The sequence below is a fragment of the Pedobacter sp. GR22-10 genome (assembly GCF_026239715.1).
In the GTDB taxonomy this organism is placed as follows: Bacteria; Bacteroidota; Bacteroidia; order Sphingobacteriales; family Sphingobacteriaceae; genus Pedobacter.
The window spans coordinates 1,575,255-1,591,861 of sequence record NZ_JAPIVR010000001.1; the positions used below are offsets into that span (position 1 = coordinate 1,575,255).

The window sequence follows — 16,607 nt, forward strand, 5'->3', positions numbered from 1 at the left end:
TATAATGAATAAAGATTACTATGCATTAATTATGGCAGGCGGTGTTGGAAGTCGCTTTTGGCCGGTAAGTAGAACAGAATACCCTAAACAGTTTATAGATTTCTTCGGCGTTGGCAAAACGCTGATTCAAAGTACATATGAAAGATTCTTAAAGATCTGCCCACCGGAAAATATTTTTATTGTTACCAACGATATCTATTCAGATCTGATCAAGGAACAACTTCCTCAATTAAGCGATAATCAGATTCTTGCTGAGCCTTTAATGAGAAATACAGGACCTTGTATTGCTTATGGAAGTTTTAAAATTGCCCAATTGAATCCAAATGCAACCATCGTGGTGGCACCATCTGATCATACCATTGCAGATATGGATGGATTTATTGCATCTATTGAACAATCACTGGAAGCGGCATCAAAAAATGATTGCCTGATTACTTTAGGCATTAAACCTAACCGTCCGGATACTGGTTATGGTTATATTCAGCATACCGATCACGTACTGAATACAGATACTGATTTACACAAGGTGAAAACTTTTACTGAAAAACCAAACCTGGAGCTTGCAAAATCCTTTATACAAAGCGGAGATTTTTTATGGAATGCGGGCATTTTCATCTGGTCGGCACGTGCCATATTAAGTGCTTTTGAAAGGCACCTGCCCGATATGTATGAAATTTTCAACGTTGGCAGATCCGAGTTAAATAAAGGTGGTGAAAAGGAATTTATCAACAATGCCTATTTCCAATGCACCAATATTTCTATTGATTTTGGGATTATGGAAAAGGCAGATAACGTTTATGTATTGCCATCCGATTTTGGCTGGTCTGATTTAGGCACCTGGGCTTCCATCTATGAAATGGCCGATAAGGATTATGTTGGCAATGCCGTGATCCCTTCTGAGCAGGTAATTATGTTTGACTCTTCTAATTGTATGGTGAACGTGCCGAAAGAAAAGCTGGTTATTTTAAACGGATTACATGATTATATTGTGGTAGAAAACAACAATATGTTGATGATCTGTCCAAGAAATGAAGAGCAAAAGGTGAAAGAATTTGTAGCCGAGGTGAAATCAAGATTCGGTAACAAATTCATTTAAGCTAAAAAGTAAATGAATAAACAAAAAATCCTAACGGCTATATAGCCGTTAGGATTTTTTTGTTTAACAATTCTTTATCTGGCAGATGCCTAATTGAAGCTTCTAGAAAATGGTTCTTTGCCTTACTGCCTCATACAAAATCACACCGGCAGAAACTGAAACGTTAAGTGATTCTATTTTCCCAGACATTGGAATCTTGGCCAAATGATCAGCTACACGCAAAAGATCGTTGGAAATACCTTCATCTTCTGATCCCATTACAATTGCGGTTGGCATGGTATAGTCTGGTGCATAAATCAAATCACTCGTTTTTTCAGTACAAGCTACAATTTGTAAGCCACTGTCTTGTAAATACAAACAGGTTTTATGAAGATTGGCATGCCGGCATATGGGAATACTAAATAAAGCACCAGCTGATGTTTTAATAGCGTCGGCATTGATTTGAGCCGCATTTTTTAAGGGGACAACAATGGCATGTACACCAACGCAGGCAGCTGTACGGGCAATAGCACCCATATTACGCACATCAGTTACACTATCCAACACCAAAATTAATGGCACCTCTCCTTTTTCAAATATCGCTGGAACAATATCTTCAATATTTTGGTAAGTAATTGGTGAAATCACTGCAATTACGCCCTGGTGGTTTTTCTGCGACATGCGGTTCAATTTCTCAACAGGAACCGAGTTTAAGGGAATTAAGGTATCTTTTAGAAGTGCTTTCAGTTCAAGAAAAAGTTCTCCACCTAAGCCACGTTGCTGATAAATCGTTTCAATATCCCTTCCTGCTTTCACCGCTTCTATAACGGCCCTGATGCCGAATACAAACTCATTATTTTCTTTTACGCGCTGTGGCCTTCTAAAATTATCCATGTTTCGAAATTGTTTGCAAAAGTAACTGTTTTAAGGCAAAGGAGAGGAAATATATTTTTAATTGAATAAATAGATCAGTCCGATACCACCTACAATCTAAGCATGGTAACTGGAAATTGATAATTAGGAATTGACTGGTATGGCATCTTCCTATTCTCCATGCCCTATTTTCTATTACTTTTACAATTCTTTCTTTCTCCTCTATTTAAGATTCTCCATCTCTCTCTTCACTGTCTGCTTCAAACATTAAAAATTTTAAAAAATAAATTTATTAAGACCCAATTTGTTAACAAAGTGCTAGTAACTTGTTAAAACATTCCGATAAACTTTTAACTACTTTTGTAAAATGAGTATCGATAACGGACAAGGTGGAAAAAACAGTTTAACAGCGAGGAAGGCCCGGCTAACCAGCACAGTAAGTACCATGGGGAAATTACCCCCACAGGCTTTGGATTTAGAAGAAGCGGTTTTAGGTGCGCTAATGCTTGAAAAAGATGCCCTATCTGCTGTAATTGATATTTTAAAGCCAGAAGTTTTTTACCAGGAAGCGCACCAGAAGATTTTTGAAGCCATTCACATGCTTTTTGAAAAATCTAAACCCGTTGATATTCTAACGGTTACTGCAGAGCTTCGCCAGACGGGTTCGCTTGAAATGGTTGGAGGTGCCTATTATATTACCAACCTTACCAATCGTGTTGCATCAGCAGCCAACATTGAGTTTCATGCGCGGATCATCTCCCAGAAATATATTCAAAGGGAATTGATCCGTATTTCTACCGATATCATCACTACAGCTTACGAGGATACTGCAGATATCTTTGATTTGCTGGATCATGCAGAGAAAGGTTTATTTGATATTGCCCAAAATAACTTGCGTAGAGATACACAGAAAATGGACGATATCATTAAGCAGTCTTTGGCCACACTGGAAGAACTCCGAACCAAAACAGATGGTTTAACGGGGGTACCAACTGGTTTTACGGGCCTTGACCGGATCACCGGCGGTTGGCAGAAACAGGATTTAGTGATTATTGCTGCCCGTCCGGCGATGGGAAAAACCGCATTCGTTTTAACCTGTGCCAGAAATGCGACTGTAGATTTTGCAAAGCCAACAGTGGTTTTCTCTCTAGAGATGTCATCGGTTCAGCTCGTAAATCGTCTAATTTCAGGAGAAGCAGAAATTGAGCAGGAAAAAATCAGAAAAGGAAATTTACAGGAATGGGAATGGCAGCAGCTGCACAGTAAAATTGGCCGTTTAACAGAAGCACCTTTATTAATTGATGATACGCCTGCACTAAATATTTTTGAATTCAGGGCAAAATGCCGCAGACTTAAATCACAATACGATATCCAGCTGGTTATTGTGGATTACCTGCAGCTGATGCACGGCAAAGGCGAAGGAAAAGGTGGTGGTAACCGTGAACAGGAAATTGGTAGTATTTCAAGGGCTTTAAAATCAGTGGCAAAAGAACTGGATGTACCGGTACTGGCACTATCACAGTTGAGTCGTGCAGTGGAAAGCAGGCCGGGTTTACAGGGTAAACGCCCCATGCTGTCCGATTTGAGGGAATCGGGATCTATCGAACAGGATGCGGATATGGTACTGTTTTTGTACCGTCCTGAATATTATGGAATTACCGAAGATGAGCAAGGACGTTCGCAGGCTGGTATAGGGGAAGTAATTATCGCCAAACACCGGAATGGTGAAACAGGAATTGTTCCGCTTCGTTTCGTGGGTAAATTTGTAAAGTTCACCGATCTGGAAGAAGACTTCAATTCTCCAATGTTAGGATCAGGAGATTCTAGTGCCGGGATGATGCCATCACAATCGTTCGATAACTTCAACAATCCCAGACCACAGGGAAATACCATCATTATGCCTTCAAGAGGTAATGATATGCATGATGATGATGATCCACCGTTTTAAGTTTAAGAACTTAGCCTGTTGTACTTAGCTACTGCAAATCCTGTATAGCCGAATAACCTTGAGTCAAACATTATCCCGCGCAGATTTAGCTGATATCTGTAGAAGCAAATGTCATAATCTACGCTGTTTATATTGATCTGCAGAACAGAATCTCCCGTTCATATTCAGTATCATTTTTTTTGAAGAATTACTTCTCAAAAAATATACCCGATTAAAATTCCAGCCAAAACAATTACCGGCGGACTAATTTTCGTGAAATTCAGCAGGCAAAATGTAATTAACATAATTATTAAAAAGAGCCAGTTTGTTGCCATAGGAACCAGCAATAAAATAAATGCGGCGATGATAAAACCTACACTAACCGCATTGATTCCACTAAGACTATGCCGTATCCTGGAAATTTTCTTCAGGTCATCCCAGAATGGAACTATAAACAATACCAGAATTAATCCCGGCAGGTTAATCCCCACCACTCCGATCAAACCACCCAAAATTTGTCCTGACAAGCCATAACCAAAATTTTTCATGCTTAATGCCCCCAGATAACTGGTAAATGAAAATGTTGGTCCCGGGAGTGCTTGCTGTAATGCAAAACCCGATAAAAAACCAGGTGCAGCCAAATAATGCTTCATATCAACAAACTCAGTAAACATCAATGGAACAAGCACCTGACCACCGCCAAAAACCAGGATACCGTTACGGTAAAAATTCTCCAGTAAACGAATAGGCAAACTGAAGGGAGACGTCCGGTTGATGATTGCGCCCACCAAAGCAAACAATAGCAATGCACCTAAAAAATAAATCATCTTTTTAGGATTTAAGTTAGCAAATAGCTTCACCCTCAATTCCGCTTCTTCTTTTGGCGTTTCTACGGCAGAAGAAATGATTCCGCCTACCAAAATGGCTAGAGGAAATACATAAGCATTTCTTAATACAAATGTAGCCACTACCGATCCGACAGCTAAAAACAGTGACACTTGTGAGGTTAATACTTTTCTGCCTAGTTTCCAGGCACCATAGGCTACAATACCTAAAGCAATAGGTTGGATATATTCCAGTACGTCATTAAACTTTTGCTTCTGATCAAGCAAGGCATAGCTTATCGCTGCAAAGGTCATGATTGCAGCAGTGGGTAAAATCCAGATAAGGAAGGTAATAATAGCCAGTTTCAGCTTACCTACTTTCCAGGCAATACCAACCAAAGTCTGCGTAGATGCCGGGCCTGGTAAAACCTGCGCCAGTGCATTTAATTCTAATAATTCCTCCTCTGAAATAAACCTGGTGCTGTGCACAAAATATTTTAATAAAAGCGCCAGGTGTGCCTGTGCGCCACCAAAGGAGGTAAAAGTAAAAAACAATACATTACGGATAAATAACCATTGCTTCTTAGCTGAGATGGGTTTAAGTTGCATTTGAAGAGATTAATAAATGTGAAGATGGTTTATTGCAAAAACTAATCATCTTCATAATCCAGGCCTGCAGCAGAATTATAAGCACCCTGAAGTTCCGAAAAAGCATGCATATCACGTTTATTTCTGGCAGTTACCATTCCTTTCTGATACACTTCGATTGCTTTCTCTTTTTGCCCGTCTTTTTCATATAGTTTCCCTAAATGGTAATAAGTCCCCACATAATCAGGGTGTTTATCCGTTAACTGAAGGTAAAAAGAATAGGCCTTTTCCTTATCATTCTGGTTGTTATACTCTGTGGCTAAGGCATATAGGATAAATGGATCATTAGGTTCACTTTCTAAAAACTCCAATAACTTGACTAAACGGGTTGATGACATTTTATTTCCTTGCTTTTTTAATTAAATTTGCAGAAAGACCTTATATATAAATCTCAATAAATATGAAAATATTAGTTTGTATCAGTAACGTGCCCGACACGACGACAAAAATAACTTTTACCAACGATAATACCGAATTCAATACGGCAGGAGTGCAATATATTGTTAATCCTTACGATGAAATCGCTTTATCAAGAGCAATTGAACTAACTGAAGGTGGCAAAGGTACAGTAACCGTGATCAATGTTGGTGAAGCAGCTAATGATCCAACGGTTAGAAAAGCACTTGCCATTGGTGCTGATGATGCTGTTCGTGTAAATGCCGCGCCGCGTGATGCTTACTTTGTTGCAAAACAAATTGCAGAATATGCCAAAGATAAAGATTTCGACATGATCTTAACTGGTCGTGAATCTATTGACTACAACGGGAACCAGGTTGCAGCAATGGTGGGTGAGTTTTTAGATATCCCTTCTGTTTCCATCATCAAGAAACTGGATTATGATGGAAGCTCGGCTACCATTGAAAGAGAAATTGAAGGTGGTAAAGAAGTCGTGACCGTTTCAGGCAAATTTGTGGCAAGCTGCGCCGAGGGTGTTGCCGAGCCAAAAATTCCAACCATGCGTGGAATCATGAGCGCCAGAACCAAACCCTTAAATGTAGTAGAAGCCGTAGCGATTGAAGAGGTAACTAAAGTTGCCAAATATGAAACCCCTGCCCCACGCGGCTCTGTTAAATTAGTTCCTGCAGATCAGGTAGAATCGCTGATTGGCTTATTGCACAGCGAAGCTAAAGTCATTTAATGCCTAAAGCCCGAAAAGGAACTTAGTTAAATAATCAAATCGTTTACACACATCCGAATAAGGATCAAGAAATAAATATATGTCAGTATTAGTATATGTAGAACAGGCTGAAGGTAAATTTAAAAAATCTGTTTTTGAAGCAGTTTCTTATGCCAAAGCCATTGCCGATCAACAGTCAACAAATTTAACTGCTATTTCCATTGGTGATGTGGCTGAAAGTGAATTAAAAGAATTGGGAAAGTACGGTGCTGCTAAAGTATTAAATGTAAGTGTAGACCAGTTAAAAACTTTTGTTAATCAGGCTTATGCCAGTGTAATCGCTGCCGCGGCTGAAAAAGAAAGTGCTGATATTATCGTATTATCCAACTCATTCTCCGGAAAAGGTTTGGCTCCCAGGATTGCAGTAAAACTTAAAGCTGGATTGGCTGATGGTGCCGTTGAACTACCCAGTAATGATGGTAAATTTTCGGTTAAGAAAACAGCCTTTTCCGGAAAGGCTTTCGCCGTTACAGAACTGACTTCTGCCAATAAAGTGATTGCACTGAACCCGAATGCATTTGGAGTAAAAGAAAATCCAACAGAAGTGACAGTTGAAAACTTTGCTGCAGACATTAAACAATCAGACCTCGGAACTGTTATCAAGGAGATTGTTAGGGCTACTGATAAAGTTTCATTGCCGGATGCAGAATTAGTGGTTTCTGCAGGAAGAGGCTTAAAAGCACCTGAAAACTGGGGAATGATTGAAGAATTAGCAGGCTTACTGGGGGCAGCAACAGCTTGTTCAAAACCAGTATCTGATGCAGACTGGAGACCTCACTCTGAGCACGTTGGTCAGACCGGAATTTCTATTAGTCCGAATTTGTACATTGCTATCGGGATTTCCGGTGCGATTCAGCACCTTGCAGGTGTAAGTTCATCTAAAGTGATTGTAGTGATCAACAAAGATCCGGAGGCACCTTTCTTTAAAGTAGCGGATTATGGCATTGTTGGTGATGCTTTTGAAGTAGTACCTAAATTAATTGAAGCTTTAAAAGCCCATAAGGGATAATCCAATCATGTCATCCTGAGCCTGTCGAAGGATTATCCAAAATGTTTCGACAAGCTCAACATGACATCAGCAAATATGAAAAAAGTTAAGTTAGATATCGTAGGTTTATCTTACAGCCAGACCCAATCTGGTGCCTATGCCCTTGTTTTAGGAGAAGTAAATGGACGGAGACGTTTGCCCATCATTATTGGTGCATTTGAAGCGCAAGCCATTGCGATAGAGATTGAGAAGATGACACCCAGCAGGCCCTTAACACATGATTTATTTAAGTCAATGGCCAATACTTTTCATATCAACATCGAGGAAATTATCATTTATAACCTGGTTGATGGTGTTTTTTATGCCAAGTTGATCTGCAATGACGGTAAAAACAAGCATGAGATAGATGCGAGAACATCAGATGCCATTGCTTTGGCTGTTCGTTTTGATGCCATGATTTACACCTATGAGTTTATCCTTTCTTCTGCAGGGATTGTTATTGAAGGCAATGACTTTTTGTTTCTGGAGAATATGGATTCCATCGCCAAAGAACCTGAAGCAGATAGCACACCAACCATAAACAAACAACAGGGCTTCAATGATTTATCAGTGGAAGAACTGCAGCAAAAATTACAGGAAGCCATAGCTGATGAAGCTTATGAAAAAGCGGCAAGGTTAAGAGACGAATTGAATAAAAGAGGTACATCATAACTCGCATGATGACAGTAAATCCGGTATTTTTCATAAAATAACCAAAAGTTAAAATTGCCCAGATTATTTTAAATAATTTGGGTTTATTTTTGAATAATGTTTCAAATTAGTTCTATATTCAGCCTTTACTTTAAAAAATCAAACTAAACTATTATTATGAACGTTAAGTTTCGCTTAACTATAATGAGTTTCATGCAATTTTTTGTGTGGGCTGCCTGGTTAATTACCATTGCAAATTACTGGTTTGGTACCAAACAATGGGATGGTGCTAATTTTGGAATTATTTTTTCTACAATGGGTATTGCATCGCTGTTTATGCCAACCATCACAGGCATCCTGGCCGATAAATGGATCAACGCAGAAAAACTGTATGCCATTTTACATCTTCTCTACGCTGCTACCATGTTTTACCTTCCGCAGGTAAATGATCCCCATACATTTTTTTGGGTGATATTGGTGGCCATGTGTTTTTATATGCCAACCATTGCATTAAGTAATTCCATCAGTTATACTACCCTAAAAAATGGAAATTTCGATGTGGTAAAGCACTTTCCGCCCATTCGTGTATGGGGAACAGTGGGTTTTATCGTAGCCATGTGGATTACGAACTTAACAGGCAATAAAGCCAGCGCAAATCAATTCTACATTGCAGGCATAAGTGCTTTGTTTCTGGGTATTTATTCATTCACACTCCCGGCCTGTAAACCATTGAATCTGATTAGTGAGAAAAAAACATTCGCCCAAAAATTAGGACTGGAATCATTCAGGCTTTTTGCAGATTATAAAATGGCTTTGTTTTTTATCTTTTCCATGTTTTTGGGTGCTGCTTTACAATTAACCAATGCCTATGGCGATGTTTTTTTGGATGAATTTAAATTATTTCCTGTTTTTGCAGAATCTTTTGTCATCCGTTATTCCACCATTATTTTATCCATTTCACAAATATCAGAAACACTCTTCATTCTGGCTATTCCATTCTTTTTGAAAAGATTCGGAATTAAATGGGTAATTGCAATTGCGATGTTTGCCTGGGTGTTACGCTTTGGTTTGTTTGCATTTGGTGATCCGTCGGCCAACTTATGGATGATCATTACCTCTTGCGTGGTCTATGGCATGGCCTTCGACTTCTTTAATATCTCAGGATCATTATTCGTAGAAACTTCTACCACGCCTAAAAACCGTTCATCTGCGCAAGGTTTATTTATGATGATGACCAATGGTTTTGGAGCTGTATTCGGAAGCCTGGTTTCCGGCTGGATGATTAATAAATATTTTACAACCTATTACAGCAATATTGGTTCACTTTCCAGGTATGTAAAAAGTAATGAAGACAACATTCACTTGCTTAAATTTTTAAAAGACAAAGGGATCAGTGTTTTAAAAAATGGCGATTTAAGCAGGTCATTAGATGTTAAAGACTGGCATAATATCTGGCTTGCTTTCACTATATATGTACTGGTCATTGCCATTGTTTTTGTACTTATTTTTAAACACAAACATACCAAAGCTGAAGAGAAAGCTATTGAGGCCATTAGTCATTAATTAACGCTCAAAATTACATATGTCATCTGGTAAGTATAGAAAAGAACATGATTGCCTCAATTGTGGCGCACATGTAGAGAAACACTATTGTAGCCAATGTGGCCAACCCAATTTAGAACTTAAAGAAAGTTTCTGGGGCTTCATTAGCCACAGTATTGCACACTATTTCCATTTTGATAATAAGTTTTTCCAAACACTCTCCCCTCTCTTAACAAAGCCAGGTCAGGTTACACTTGATTATTTAGCTGGGAAAAGAGCCCGGTACATCAATCCGGTAAGTATGTACATTTTCGTATCTATTGTATATTTTTTGGTGGTATATTCTCCAAAACATGGCGAAAAAGATACGGACAATGTTCATGTTAATATTGAAAAGAAAAAGAATCAAAATGTAACAGACAGTGTAAACAAAGCATTAAAACTTACTGGAATACCTAAAAAAATTGCTAATAAAGCCACTAAATCGATTGATGAGGCAATCAAGAAAGAAGAATTTATTGCATTGGGCTTTGCCGATCAGGAAAAAGAATTAAACAGACTAAAAGCAGAAAATACCAGGTTAAAATCTGATTCTATAGCAAATAGGATTGAAGATTTTAATGAGATCCATATTGAAAGGAACGACAGTACCTATGCTGCCTATCTTCTACGACAGAAAAAAATGTCTTTAGCCGAGCAAGACAGTTGGTATGAAAAACTGATTAAAAAAAGGGCAATTACTATTGGCGAGAAATCTGAAGTTATCCAGGAGACTTTAGAACATAACAGGCCAAAACAATATTTTTTATTGATGCCTTTGCTGGCAGGGTTCATCATGCTCAATTTTAGAAAAAATCATATTTACTATTTAGATCACCTGATTTTTACTATCCACGGAATGATGGTTTATTTTATCGTCTCCATTATAACCAAGCCAATCATGATACAGGTATTTGGAGAGGATTCTTTTTTAACTAAAATTATGGAGATCGGCGTGACCATTTATTTATTTTGGTATATGTTTAAAGCACTTACCGTTTTTTATCAGCGTAAAACGTGGAGCACAGTCTTTAAAATCTTTTGGATTTTAATTCTTTATGCAGTTGCCTTTAAGCTATCAGAAATGGCGATGATTAATTTAATTTATTATGTAGCTACTTAGACTTAATATTCGTGCTGAACTGTTTCAGCATCTTTTATGCTGTACAACATATATAATAAGACCCTGAAATAAATTCAGAGAGACGACTGTTCAAGATTTAACGTCATAAAAAAACCCACTCGACATTATCAAGTGGGTTTTTTATGATTTATCATAATTATTTTCTGTCTTTCAATTCAACAAATTCTCTATCGGTTTCACCAACGTAAATCTGACGTGGACGACCAATTGGCTCTTTGTTTTCATGCATTTCTTTCCATTGTGCAATCCATCCAGGTAAACGGCCTAAGGCAAATAATACCGTAAACATTTCGGAAGGGAAACCTAACGCACGGTAAATAATACCTGAATAGAAATCTACATTCGGATAAAGCTTTCTATCAATAAAGTATTGATCAGTTAAAGCAGCTTCTTCCAGCTTCTTCGCAATCTCTAAAATTGGATCATCAATTCCCAGGTTTTCTAGAATATCATCACAGGCTTTTTTAATAATTTTAGCACGCGGGTCAAAGTTCTTATAAACCCGGTGTCCGAATCCCATCATGCGGAAAGGATCGTTTTTATCTTTAGCTTTGTTAATCCATTTTTCTGTATCTCCACCGTCAGCTTTAATTAACTCCAACATGTCAATAACAGCTTGGTTTGCGCCACCGTGAAGCGGACCCCACAATGCAGCGATACCTGCAGCAATAGATGCGTATAAATTACAATCTGATGAACCAACGATCCGAACAGTTGATGCAGAACAATTTTGTTCATGATCAGCATGTAGAATCAGCAATTTATTCATGGCATTTACCACGATTGGGTTTACATCATAATCTTCCGTACGTTGTCCGAAAGTCATCCAAAGAAAATTGGTTACATAATCATATTTATTTTTCGGATAAATCAGCGGGTGACCCAACGATTTTTTATAAACAAACGAAACTATCGTCGGAAATTTAGCTAAAAGCTTAATGATGGTCAGGTTTTGCTCTTCTGCAGTCTGATTTGGCTTTAAACATTCCGGATAAAAAGTTGATAACGAGAATATTAATGAGCCCAGCTGCCCCATGGGATGAGATCGTGATGGATATCCGTCAAAAAATTTCTTCATATCCTCATGGATGAGGGTATGCCTGTTAATTTCTGCCTGAAAATCTTCTACCTGTGTTTGTGTTGGAAGATCTCCGTATATGATCAAATAAATTACTTCTAAGAAACTGGATTTTGCGGCAAGCTCTTCAATTGAATAGCCCCTGTATTTAAGAATACCTTTTTCACCGTCTAAAAATGTGATTTTACTTTTAGTTGAACCTGTATTTTTAAAACCAGTATCTAAGGTTACAAAACCAGAAAGATCCCTTAATTTCGAAATATCTATGGCTTTTTCATCCTCAGTTCCTGTAATTACTGGCAATTCTAACGTCTTACCATCAACTTTAATCTCTGCAATATCTGACATATTATTGTATTGTGTTTATAGCTTTCTAAATTATATAAAATTAATATACGTGCATAACAAATCTGTTAAATTAATATGAACAATTAGTCAGAAAGACGTAACAATCATGCTTAATTTAATATAAAACCGATTTTCTAATTTGCTTTTAATTCTTCTGTAACCCTACCACATTCCAGCATTTCATTTCCATAATACGGGTTTCTGATTTCCTTTTCTGTAGATAGCCAATCGCCGCCATCTCCTTTATTAGCCATAGGGCAGTGTTGAACAAAAATTGTTCCTTTTTCTATTTCTGCACTTTTCATCAATGCAATCAGGTCAGAACTTAAAATGGTAAAACCTTTCCGCTGATCAATAAGATTTCCACTGCCTGCTATTTTACCGGCAACCTCAGCTGTAGGTTCACACCCTTCAAAATCAGCCAGGCTCTTCTGTAAATCTGCGGCATTTTTTTGAGTAAGCTTCTCATCTGATTTAACCAGGGCATTTTTTAGATTCACATACTTGATCAGGATATCTTCTTTCTTTTTATCTTTAATAGAAACCTGGTTATTTTTACTCAATGTATCTGATTGTATAGAATCAGTTCTACCTGCCGACTTTTTTTCTGATTGGTTGCAAGCAATAAAAGTGAAGAGTATGGCAAGTCCGAATATTTGTTTCATGGTATTTGGTTTTGGGTTCAAAATAGGTAATTTAATATTAAATAAACGAAAAAAGCCCCGCAAATTGCGAGGCTTTCAAATTATATGATGTTTTAATTATAATTTGAAATTATAAGCCAGTCTTAAAGCATACTGACCTGTTTTTCTGAAATAGGTTGTTGAAGCGCTGTCATTAACATAACCTTCATACCTGATGCCGGCATCAAAACCGCCAAATTCATAGCCTAAACCACCAGAGTAGATAAAGTTTGTTTTAGCACCATCCTGGATAGCGAAACCTGCACCAGCTTCAGTAGCCAGATACATTCTTTTAATAGGAAATACTTTTACACCGCCTTTTGCCGGAATGAAATCAGCATCTACCGCATTGTCTTTAGCAATTAATTTAGTGTAACCACCTGATGCAGTAACTGCTACGTAAGGAGATAAGTCCCATTGTAATTTCAGATCTGCTCCATATGCATAATCCATTGGCGATTTATCGCGAAAAACACCGCCATTAATCCCCACACCCACTTTGAAGGCCATACCCTTCGGAGCCGGATTTGGATCAGGTTCTGTCATTGTTTGGGCACTTAAGCTTGTTGAAGCAAAAATTGCAACAGCTGTTGCTGCTGTTGCGAAGATTTTAGTAATCGTTTTCATATCAGATAAATTTAAGTTATTAATAAGGTTTTGATAGATATACGTAAAATAATTTCATCCAGATTTATTTATTTTCATTTTTTTCAGAAATGATGATAAATAAAAAAAGCCCCGACTGTTGCCGGGGCTTTCTGTAATGAATTATATGATCTTACAAATTAAATCCATAAGCTAAACGTAAGCCAAAGAAACCAATGCTACCACCGTCTCTTGATAAACCTTCATATTTAACGCCTAAATCTAAACCATTACTCCAAGCATAACCTACAGCTGGAGAATATACGAATGAGGTCTTGCTTCCAGAATTAGTACCAAAACCAGCACCCAGTTCTGCTAAACCGTAAACACCTGCCCCAGAATCATTAAAAAAGTACTTTGCACCAACTTTTACAGGGATATAACCAAAATCCGGACCATCAACAGTTGCATTACCTACTGTGAAGTCTTTAGCAAACATGCGAGTATAACCAGCAGTAACAGGAATTGATAATTGCTTATCAACATCGAACTGATAACGAACATCCACCCCACCAACAAAATTATAAGCATCATTTGTTGGGATACCTGCAGTTAGTCCTATTCCTAATTTTTGTGATTGTGCATTTGCATTAGTCGAGAAAAATAATGCCACTACAGCTGCTGAAGTAGCAATAATTTTAGTAAATGTTTTCATGAAATATTATTTTTAAGTTAAATAAATATATCATCATAGTTACAAAACCTATGCCAAAAGCAATGTCAAAACAACTTTTAGGAATTTAAAGACCAAACATCCTTATTTTAAGATATTTATACTTTTGAGTAGATTTTATCCGTAATTTGCTGTGTGAGCACCTGGGCAGGAAAAGATGCATCAAGCCAGTGAATGTTCACCTGATCCTTCTCCATCTTTCTGAAAAAAGTATTTTGCCTCTTGGCATATTGGCAAATGGCTATGCCAAGTGCAGACTTTAATTCCTGATAGTTGAGCAGTCCATCCAGATAATTGGTTATAAATTTATATTCTAAACCATAAAAGACTAAAATATCTTTCGGAACACCACCGGCTATTAACGACTCCACTTCTTCTATCATCCCATTTTCAAGCCGGTGATCCAGACGCGATAAAATCTTTGCCCTGGTAATTTCAATTTGATTTTTTAAACCAAAAATAACGGGCCTAATTTCAGGTGTTATCTTCTCTTTAATATCATGGTTTTTTAAGTAAGCTGCAATTTCTACTGCCCTGATCAATCTCTTTCTGGAAGATCGGTCTGCATGAGCTGTATGTGCTTCCGGATAATTGCTTAACAGCTCCACCAGTCGATCCTTTTCAAAAGATAACAATTCACTTCTTAAGGCATCATTTATGGGGATAGCAGTATATGGCTGATTTTGCAGCAAGCTGTGGATATACATTCCGGTTCCACCACATAGAATTGGCCATTTATTTTTTGATTTAATCTTTTCAAATGCACGATAAAAATCATTTTTGAATGCATCTACATGATAACGTTCGCCAGGATCCAGGATATCAATCAGGTGATGCGGAATAATTTTATTGTTGATTTCATATTCATGGAGATCCTTTCCGGTTCCAATATTCATTTTTCTGAAAACCTGGCGACTATCTGCACTGATCACCTCGCCGTTTAACTGACCGGCTACCTGTACGGCGAGCCTGGTTTTTCCTGATGCCGTTGCACCCAGAATAATGATTAAATTATAATCTGCCATTTTAAAACTCTAGGATAAATTTATAACTACCCGTATTAAAAACCAAAGGATGAAATGAAACAGACACCTGGTCCTTCCTGAGTTTCCGGTTCAGGTGTTCATCCAATAGAAATTCCTGAGGTTCAAGTAAACCAGTTGGTTTAAAACCAAGTGTTGCATAAGCCTCACCCGCCGACCAGTCTCTGTCGGCATAAGTCATTAAATCATTGGGTTTTTGAATGGCATGAAAATGCGAGATCAGCTTACTTAAACCACCTGTAACTGTATAACCCGCTTTTACGGCAAACCTGATTAACTCCGCTGACTGATAATTTTCGGTGTGGTTCATTCTCCGCAGTGCCGAAAAAGTAGCTACTGCAACCAGGTGTCCCCCTTCAAATAAGCCCAGCTTATACCGGCTGCTCACTGCGCCCTGCAAATGATTTTCATTGATAAAATGATCAGCAATTGGCTTTGCAATTTTATTCACCTTTGTTTTTCTGCCATGAATCCGTTCATTTAGCCCAAGCAATGATTTTATTCTGGCCAATACCTGTGCTGGCCGGCTTATCCAGATATCTTCCCAAAGGTGGATGAGTTTCATTCCGGAATTATTGTATTTTTCCTGCAACTGAATAAGGTCAGCAGGCCGAAAATGATTCTTAAGATTGATTAGATGAATGGCAATGTGATTTTCGCTGAATAAAATTAAGCTGAAATTATCTTCAACAAAAAAATGGCATTTCAATCCCGAATCCTCTAATCTGGATTTCAGTTGATCATGCCATTCGATGTTATTTTTAGATGAAAGGTAATTCAAAGATGCTATTTTATGCAACAATAATGTGTCAGCAAATTTAGCTATCAAATCATTAAATCCACTCTTTTTCTTTAAAGTTCGTGTGAATAATTTCAATAAAGTTTTGTACCTCACTTAATTTATGATCGTCTAAAGCAGTAATTTGAAATCCGGTTTTATGATCATCGAACTGGTGCAAGCCAGATATATCAGCCGTAAATTCTGCTGTATTCAGCTTCACTTCAACTTGATCTCCATTGATATAAATGCCTATAAAGAAACGTTCTGTGATTTTTCCTTCAGAAGTTTCGATATTTTTTTCGCTGTAGAGGTCATATCCGGTTTCAGAATTTTCATGAACGGTATAACCGCGTGTGGCATAAGGTTGTACTCCGGCCCTAATGGTTTGAAAAATTTCTATAAGGTCTGTTTTCATAATTTAGCTGCGTT

General features: G+C 37.8%; 17 protein-coding genes. 7 read left to right on the forward strand and 10 right to left on the reverse strand.

Annotated elements, in window-relative coordinates; genetic code table 11:
* Positions 1-4 precede the first annotated feature (4 nt).
* Entirely contained in the window at positions 5-1,096 is a 1,092-nt protein-coding gene (locus tag OQX64_RS06815) for a mannose-1-phosphate guanylyltransferase (protein ID WP_088301446.1), read from the forward strand.
* 102 nt (positions 1,097-1,198) lie between these two features.
* Here OQX64_RS06815 and rlmB read toward each other — a convergent pair whose 3' ends face one another.
* Positions 1,199-1,969, reverse strand: a complete 771-nt coding sequence (rlmB, locus tag OQX64_RS06820; RefSeq protein WP_265818153.1) for a 23S rRNA (guanosine(2251)-2'-O)-methyltransferase RlmB — start codon at positions 1,967-1,969, stop codon at positions 1,199-1,201.
* Positions 1,970-2,315: 346 nt separating this feature from the next.
* On the opposite strand from rlmB, the gene dnaB reads away from it, so the two are divergent.
* Positions 2,316-3,896 (forward strand): replicative DNA helicase, encoded by a 1,581-nt coding sequence (gene dnaB / locus OQX64_RS06825; protein ID WP_265818154.1) that lies wholly within the window; start codon positions 2,316-2,318, stop codon positions 3,894-3,896.
* 194 nt (positions 3,897-4,090) lie between these two features.
* Here dnaB and chrA read toward each other — a convergent pair whose 3' ends face one another.
* Positions 4,091-5,308 (reverse strand): chromate efflux transporter, encoded by a 1,218-nt coding sequence (gene chrA, locus OQX64_RS06830; RefSeq protein WP_088301449.1) that lies wholly within the window; start codon positions 5,306-5,308, stop codon positions 4,091-4,093.
* Between the two features lie 41 nt (positions 5,309-5,349).
* Entirely contained in the window at positions 5,350-5,685 is a 336-nt protein-coding gene (locus OQX64_RS06835) for a tetratricopeptide repeat protein (protein WP_088301450.1), read from the reverse strand.
* Between the two features lie 62 nt (positions 5,686-5,747).
* On the opposite strand from OQX64_RS06835, the gene OQX64_RS06840 reads away from it, so the two are divergent.
* The 5 genes from OQX64_RS06840 (at position 5,748) to OQX64_RS06860 (ending at position 10,906) form a co-directional block, all read left to right on the forward strand.
* Entirely contained in the window at positions 5,748-6,485 is a 738-nt protein-coding gene (locus OQX64_RS06840; protein WP_029284248.1) for an electron transfer flavoprotein subunit beta/FixA family protein, read from the forward strand.
* Between the two features lie 79 nt (positions 6,486-6,564).
* Positions 6,565-7,533 carry an electron transfer flavoprotein subunit alpha/FixB family protein gene (locus tag OQX64_RS06845; RefSeq protein ID WP_265818155.1) on the forward strand — a complete coding sequence of 323 codons (969 nt, stop codon included), beginning with the start codon at positions 6,565-6,567 and terminating at the stop codon, positions 7,531-7,533.
* Positions 7,534-7,608: 75 nt separating this feature from the next.
* Positions 7,609-8,223, forward strand: coding sequence for a bifunctional nuclease family protein (locus OQX64_RS06850; protein ID WP_265818156.1), 615 nt, complete (start codon positions 7,609-7,611; stop codon positions 8,221-8,223).
* A 156-nt stretch (positions 8,224-8,379) separates the two neighbouring features.
* Positions 8,380-9,765, forward strand: a complete 1,386-nt coding sequence (locus OQX64_RS06855) for a nucleoside permease (RefSeq protein WP_088301452.1) — start codon at positions 8,380-8,382, stop codon at positions 9,763-9,765.
* Between the two features lie 19 nt (positions 9,766-9,784).
* A complete protein-coding gene (locus tag OQX64_RS06860; RefSeq protein ID WP_265818157.1) occupies positions 9,785-10,906 on the forward strand; it encodes a DUF3667 domain-containing protein in 1,122 nt (373 codons plus the stop codon).
* Between the two features lie 157 nt (positions 10,907-11,063).
* Here OQX64_RS06860 and OQX64_RS06865 read toward each other — a convergent pair whose 3' ends face one another.
* The 7 genes from OQX64_RS06865 to OQX64_RS06895 form a co-directional block, all read right to left on the reverse strand.
* A complete protein-coding gene (locus OQX64_RS06865; protein ID WP_088301454.1) occupies positions 11,064-12,353 on the reverse strand; it encodes a citrate synthase in 1,290 nt (429 codons plus the stop codon).
* 134 nt (positions 12,354-12,487) lie between these two features.
* Entirely contained in the window at positions 12,488-13,018 is a 531-nt protein-coding gene (locus OQX64_RS06870; protein ID WP_088301561.1) for a DUF3347 domain-containing protein, read from the reverse strand.
* 96 nt (positions 13,019-13,114) lie between these two features.
* Complete coding sequence (locus tag OQX64_RS06875) at positions 13,115-13,663, reverse strand: hypothetical protein (RefSeq protein WP_265818158.1); 549 nt, start codon at positions 13,661-13,663, stop codon at positions 13,115-13,117.
* A 151-nt stretch (positions 13,664-13,814) separates the two neighbouring features.
* Complete coding sequence (locus OQX64_RS06880; RefSeq protein ID WP_265818159.1) at positions 13,815-14,336, reverse strand: outer membrane beta-barrel protein; 522 nt, start codon at positions 14,334-14,336, stop codon at positions 13,815-13,817.
* A 116-nt stretch (positions 14,337-14,452) separates the two neighbouring features.
* Complete coding sequence (miaA, locus tag OQX64_RS06885; protein ID WP_265818160.1) at positions 14,453-15,379, reverse strand: tRNA (adenosine(37)-N6)-dimethylallyltransferase MiaA; 927 nt, start codon at positions 15,377-15,379, stop codon at positions 14,453-14,455.
* Between the two features lies 1 nt (position 15,380).
* Complete coding sequence (locus OQX64_RS06890; RefSeq protein WP_265818161.1) at positions 15,381-16,178, reverse strand: hypothetical protein; 798 nt, start codon at positions 16,176-16,178, stop codon at positions 15,381-15,383.
* A 52-nt stretch (positions 16,179-16,230) separates the two neighbouring features.
* Positions 16,231-16,593 carry a hypothetical protein gene (locus OQX64_RS06895; RefSeq protein ID WP_088301459.1) on the reverse strand — a complete coding sequence of 121 codons (363 nt, stop codon included), beginning with the start codon at positions 16,591-16,593 and terminating at the stop codon, positions 16,231-16,233.
* Positions 16,594-16,607: the final 14 nt, after the last annotated feature.

What these genes read in the sequence shown, in the direction of transcription:
- OQX64_RS06895 (WP_088301459.1), bottom strand. Translation starts at nt 16,593, where the DNA reads ATGAAAACAGACCTTATAGAAATTTTTCAAACCATTAGGGCCGGAGTA.
- OQX64_RS06835 (WP_088301450.1), bottom strand. Translation starts at nt 5,685, where the DNA reads ATGTCATCAACCCGTTTAGTCAAGTTATTGGAGTTTTTAGAAAGTGAA.
- miaA (WP_265818160.1), bottom strand. Translation starts at nt 15,379, where the DNA reads ATGGCAGATTATAATTTAATCATTATTCTGGGTGCAACGGCATCAGGA.
- OQX64_RS06860 (WP_265818157.1), top strand. Translation starts at nt 9,785, where the DNA reads ATGTCATCTGGTAAGTATAGAAAAGAACATGATTGCCTCAATTGTGGC.
- OQX64_RS06880 (WP_265818159.1), bottom strand. Translation starts at nt 14,336, where the DNA reads ATGAAAACATTTACTAAAATTATTGCTACTTCAGCAGCTGTAGTGGCA.
- OQX64_RS06870 (WP_088301561.1), bottom strand. Translation starts at nt 13,018, where the DNA reads ATGAAACAAATATTCGGACTTGCCATACTCTTCACTTTTATTGCTTGC.
- OQX64_RS06845 (WP_265818155.1), top strand. Translation starts at nt 6,565, where the DNA reads ATGTCAGTATTAGTATATGTAGAACAGGCTGAAGGTAAATTTAAAAAA.
- OQX64_RS06850 (WP_265818156.1), top strand. Translation starts at nt 7,609, where the DNA reads ATGAAAAAAGTTAAGTTAGATATCGTAGGTTTATCTTACAGCCAGACC.
- dnaB (WP_265818154.1), top strand. Translation starts at nt 2,316, where the DNA reads ATGAGTATCGATAACGGACAAGGTGGAAAAAACAGTTTAACAGCGAGG.
- rlmB (WP_265818153.1), bottom strand. Translation starts at nt 1,969, where the DNA reads ATGGATAATTTTAGAAGGCCACAGCGCGTAAAAGAAAATAATGAGTTT.
- OQX64_RS06840 (WP_029284248.1), top strand. Translation starts at nt 5,748, where the DNA reads ATGAAAATATTAGTTTGTATCAGTAACGTGCCCGACACGACGACAAAA.
- OQX64_RS06815 (WP_088301446.1), top strand. Translation starts at nt 5, where the DNA reads ATGAATAAAGATTACTATGCATTAATTATGGCAGGCGGTGTTGGAAGT.
- chrA (WP_088301449.1), bottom strand. Translation starts at nt 5,308, where the DNA reads ATGCAACTTAAACCCATCTCAGCTAAGAAGCAATGGTTATTTATCCGT.
- OQX64_RS06865 (WP_088301454.1), bottom strand. Translation starts at nt 12,353, where the DNA reads ATGTCAGATATTGCAGAGATTAAAGTTGATGGTAAGACGTTAGAATTG.
- OQX64_RS06875 (WP_265818158.1), bottom strand. Translation starts at nt 13,663, where the DNA reads ATGAAAACGATTACTAAAATCTTCGCAACAGCAGCAACAGCTGTTGCA.
- OQX64_RS06855 (WP_088301452.1), top strand. Translation starts at nt 8,380, where the DNA reads ATGAACGTTAAGTTTCGCTTAACTATAATGAGTTTCATGCAATTTTTT.